5 protein-coding genes are annotated in these 4,589 nt (G+C 69.3%); 3 read left to right on the forward strand and 2 right to left on the reverse strand.

Going from position 1 to position 4,589, the window contains the following annotated elements:
* Both JMF90_RS25100 and JMF90_RS25105 read left to right on the forward strand, forming a co-directional pair.
* Nucleotides 1–1,066, forward strand: a 1,066-nt coding sequence (locus JMF90_RS25100; protein ID WP_201325559.1) for a sigma-54-dependent Fis family transcriptional regulator, incomplete at its 5' end; no start/stop codon positions are given.
* 130 nt (nt 1,067–1,196) lie between these two features.
* Nucleotides 1,197–1,703 carry a hypothetical protein gene (locus JMF90_RS25105; RefSeq protein ID WP_011547319.1) on the forward strand — a complete coding sequence of 169 codons (507 nt, stop codon included), beginning with the start codon at nt 1,197–1,199 and terminating at the stop codon, nt 1,701–1,703.
* 25 nt (nt 1,704–1,728) lie between these two features.
* Here JMF90_RS25105 and JMF90_RS25110 read toward each other — a convergent pair whose 3' ends face one another.
* Nucleotides 1,729–2,220 (reverse strand): hypothetical protein, encoded by a 492-nt coding sequence (locus JMF90_RS25110; protein WP_011547320.1) that lies wholly within the window; start codon nt 2,218–2,220, stop codon nt 1,729–1,731.
* A 376-nt stretch (nt 2,221–2,596) separates the two neighbouring features.
* On the opposite strand from JMF90_RS25110, the gene JMF90_RS25115 reads away from it, so the two are divergent.
* Nucleotides 2,597–3,274 carry a response regulator transcription factor gene (locus JMF90_RS25115; protein ID WP_011547321.1) on the forward strand — a complete coding sequence of 226 codons (678 nt, stop codon included), beginning with the start codon at nt 2,597–2,599 and terminating at the stop codon, nt 3,272–3,274.
* A gap of 52 nt (nt 3,275–3,326) precedes the next feature.
* On the opposite strand, the gene JMF90_RS25120 is transcribed toward JMF90_RS25115, so the two are convergent.
* On the reverse strand, nt 3,327–4,589 hold a 1,263-nt coding region (locus tag JMF90_RS25120; protein WP_201325560.1), incomplete at its 5' end, for a methyl-accepting chemotaxis protein.

A 4,589-nucleotide genomic window follows, 5' to 3' on the forward strand; every position in this document is an offset into this window, starting at 1 on the left:
CACGATCGCGCGCCTGATCCGCCACTGCTGCTTCGACTACGTGCGCAATGCAGGGGCCTACACGACGATCGGCTATCTCGTCGGCCATGCGTACGGGATGCTGAAGCTCGCGGACGGCGACCCGGCCGCGGAGGCGCCGCCGCCCGGCGGCACGATGATCGGCGCGTGCGGCGCGATGCGCCGGCTGTTCGCGACGATCCGCAAGGTCGCGAACACCGAGGCGACCGTGTTCATCGCCGGCGAATCCGGCACCGGCAAGGAACTGACGGCGGCGGCGATCCATCGGCAGTCGTCGCGTGCCGACGCACCGTTCGTCGCCGTGAACTGCGCGGCCATCCCGACGACGCTGCTGCAGGCCGAACTGTTCGGCCACGAGCGCGGCGCGTTCACCGGCGCGCACCAGCGCAAGATCGGCCGCATCGAGGCCGCGCACGGCGGCACGCTGTTTCTCGACGAAATCGGCGACATGCCGTTCGAGAGCCAGGCGAGCCTGCTGCGGTTCCTGCAGGAAGGCAAGATCGAGCGGCTCGGCGGGCATGCGTCGATTCCGGTCGACGTGCGGATCGTGTCGGCGACCCACGTCGATCTCGAGGCCGCGATGCAGGCCGGGCGATTCCGCGCCGACCTGTATTACCGCCTGTGCGTGCTGCGGATCGACGAGCCGCCGCTGCGCATGCGCGGCCGCGACATCATGCTGCTCGCCGACGACGTGCTGCGGCGCTATCGCGACGACGGCTCGTACCGGATTCGCGGCTTCACGCCGTGCGCGATCGAGGCGATCCACAACTATCCGTGGCCCGGCAACGTGCGCGAGCTGATCAACCGGATCCGCTTCGCGGTCGTGATGACGAACGGCCCGCTGATCTCGGCCGCCGATCTCGAATTGCGTCCGTACACGTCGCTGCGGCCGCCGACGCTCGCGCAGGCGCGCCGGCAGGCCGAGCGGCACGCGATCGAGGAAACGCTGCTGCGTCACCGCCACCAGCATGCGGACGTCGCGGCGGAGCTCGGCATCTCGCGCGCGACGCTCTACCGTCTGATGATCGCGCACGGGCTGCACAGCTGACGCGCCATGGCGCGCGACCGCTCAAGACCTCGCGGCGGCGGCCGTTAAGACATGAAATGGCCCGGCCGGCACGCGCGCATCGAGGTGCGCGCGACCGGCACGCGGCGCATCACGTTCATCCGAGGTCATCGTGGCAGAGTGCAGTCACTGCGGCAGGACGTTCCTGCTCGGCGGGCAGTCGATCGACGGGCGCCGCTATTGCGGCCCGGCATGCGCGCACGCGCATCCGGTCGTCGTCGAGGCCGAACGGGTGCCCGACGCGAAGGTCCGGCAGTACGTCGACGACTGGCGCTACGGGCCATGCCCGATCTGCCTGCGAGAAGGGCGGCCGGTCGACGTTCACGCGTCGCATCGCGTCGTGTCGCTCCTGTTCGTCACGCGCTGGGCGACGCGGCGCCACGTGTGCTGCCGCCGCTGCGGGCGCAGGAAGCAGGCGCTCGCGCTGCTCGCGTCGGCCACGCTCGGCTGGTGGGGGTTGCCGTGGGGTATCGTGCTGACGCCGATCCAGCTCGCGCGCAACCTGCTGGGCCTCGCCGCGCGCGACCCGGAGGTCGCGACGCAGCAGTTCGAGCAGCTCGTGCGGCGCAAGCTGGCCGCACGCCGGCTCGCGCGCGCGGAGCGCGGCGCCGGCGCCTGATCGCGCGTCGGCGCACCGTGCGGGCTCAGGCAGGCCGGTCGAAGCCCGAGGCGACCCAGCGTTCGGCGCTGGCCTTGTTGAGCTTGAACCCGGCCGACACCTTCGCGTCGGCCAGCAGCTCGCCATACGGATCGAATGCCTTGAGCTGCGCATACGGCTCGAACTCGTCCGGCACGATGTCGAGCGTCACCGACACATCCTGCCCGGCTTCGTCCTGCACCGTCACTTCCTTGTGCAGCAGCGCGCGCCGCTGCTGTTCGTGCCGCATCAGCACTTCGGTCGCGGTTTTCACGAGCGTGCGGAACGCGTTCGCGTCCATCGGCTTCGGGTTCTTCTTGTCGCGGCCCATGGTCCACGGCCCGACGAGCGCGGGCTCGGACTCGCCGTCCTTGACCATCTCGACGGCCCAGCCGTCGTCGTCTTCGTTCTTGATGATGCGGGCCGTCCAGCCGTTGTCGCGCCAGAGGCCGTCTTCGTGGATGGAGGTGTCGTCGGATTGCAGGTCGGAATCGGTCATGAGGAAAGCGGGCGGTACGGGCAAAGCCGGCGAACGGGCGGGGCGCGCGGCCGGCAGCGGCGCGTCGCTCGCCGCCGGCGGGCCGGGGTGGCATGCAAAGGCGCAATTTTACCTGCTGACCGGCCGCGCGGCGCGCGACCCTGGCCGTCGGGCCGATGCCGCTGCAATCGACCGCCGGCCGCCGGGCGTCGGACCGGTGCAAATATCAAACCCGTATTACGTCTGCGGCGGCCAATTCGTACGCCGTCCGATATCGCGTCCCCGCGCACGTTCATAGAATCGACGTTCGGGCTAAAAATAGCCTGAACGTCCTTTCAACGCCCAACCCGCCGCACACATTCGCGTGGCGCGGCCGGTGAATTACCAGGAACTGCGCATGAGGAAATTCAATGTTCGCATCGTCTTCGCGTACGACTGGCCGTTGACGCTGGCCGGTATCGAGCAGATCGCAGGCGGCAGCTGCGCGATCGAGCTCGTCGCGGTCTACCGGAGCGCGGCCGAACTGGTCGCGTCGCTCGGCGGCGTCGACTGCGACATCGTGCTGGTCGACTATGCGATTCGCGGCGACGAGCAGATGGACGGCCTCGCGCTGTTCGACTGGCTGCGCCGCATGCGGCCGAACGTCGGGATCGTCGCGCTGGTCGCCAACGAGAATCCGCTGATCTTCCGCTCGATCCTGGGGATTGGCCACGTGAGCGTCGTCAGCAAGCTCGACGAGGTCGGCCACATCGTCACGGCGATCCATTCGAGTTACAGCGGCGGCGCCTATCTGTCGCCGTCCGTCCGGCGCGCGGTCGACGCGCTCGGCACGCGCGGCGACCCGCCCGTGAAGCTGTCGGCGCGCGAGATCGAGGTGATTCGACTGTATCTGTCGGGCGTGCCGATCAAGACGATCGCACAGCGCCTGAGCAAGGGCAAGCAGACGGTCAGCGCGCAGAAGATCAGCGCGATGAAGAAGCTCGGCGCGAACAACGACGTCGAGCTGATTCAGCGCGCGGCGGGGCTGGGGCTCGGGAGCGGGGAGGCCGCGCTGCGGGCGGGCAGCGCGGCGTGAGGGGGCCGGCGGTGTGAGGGCTGGGCGGGGCGGCGTGAGCGGCAGGGCGCCGTCAGACCGGCAACGCGAACCGCGTCACCGCGTCGCGCAGCGCCTCGGCCTGATCGCGCAGCGAATGCGCGGCTGCCGCGGCCTGTTCGACGAGCGCCGCGTTCTGCTGCGTGACCTGGTCCATCTCGCCCACCGCGCGGTTGACCTGCTCGATCCCGGCGCTCTGCTCGCGCGATGCGTGGCTGATTTCGTCGAGGATCTCGTTCACGCGCCGCACCGACTGCACGATCTCGGCCATCGTCTCGCCTGCATGCGTGACGAGCGTCGCGCCGTGCTGGACCGTCTCGTTCGACGACACGATCAGCGACTTGATCTCCTTGGCCGCCGTCGCCGAGCGTTGCGCGAGCGATCGCACTTCGGCCGCGACCACCGCGAAGCCGCGGCCCTGTTCGCCCGCGCGGGCCGCTTCCACGGCCGCGTTCAGTGCGAGGATGTTGGTCTGGAACGCGATCCCGTCGATCACGCCGATGATGTCGCCGATCTTGTGCGAGCGGTCGGTGATCTCGTTCATCGTGCGCACGACGTCGTCGACCACTTCGCTGCCGCGCGTCGCGACCTGCGCGGCCTGGCCGGCGAGCGACGCGGCCTGCGCGGCGCTGTCCGCGTTCTGCTTCACGTTCGCGGTCATCTCGTCCATGCTCGACGCGGTTTGCACGAGCGCGGCCGCCTGTTCCTCGGTGCGCTGCGACAGGTCCGTGTTGCCGGATGCGATTTCGCTCGCGCCCACGTTGATGTTCTCGGTGCCCATCCGGACGCGCGACACCATGTCGATCAGCCCGCCTTGCATCGTGTGCAGCGCGTGCAGCAGGCTGCCGCGATCGTCGTGCTTAACGGTTACTCGCGCGGTCAGGTCGCCCTGCGCGATGCGCTGCGCGGCGTCGAGCGCCGCTTCGAGTTCGCCGCCGAGGCTCGCGCGCACGCTTTTCAGCACCAGCACCATCACGGCCGTCGCGATCGCGCCGAGCACGGCCGTCATCGCCAGCCAGCGGCCGATGCTCGCGAGTACCGCCGAGCGCACGTCGTTCATGTACATGCCGGTCACCAGGTACCAGTCCCACGGCGCGAAGCGCTGCACGGCGCTGGTTTTCTCCTGCGGCTTGTCCGCGCCCGGCTTCGGCCACAGATATTCGACGAAGCCCTTGCCGCCTTCCGCGTTGCCGGCCTTCACGATCTCGACGAACAGGTGCTTGCCGTTCGGATCGGTGAAGTTCGACACGTCCTTGCCGTTGAGCTCGGCCTTGATCGGATGCATCACGATCACCGG

Origin of the sequence: Burkholderia sp. E168m23, assembly GCF_016586125.1 — a bacterium.
GTDB classification, from domain to species: Bacteria; Pseudomonadota; Gammaproteobacteria; order Burkholderiales; family Burkholderiaceae; genus Burkholderia; species Burkholderia orbicola.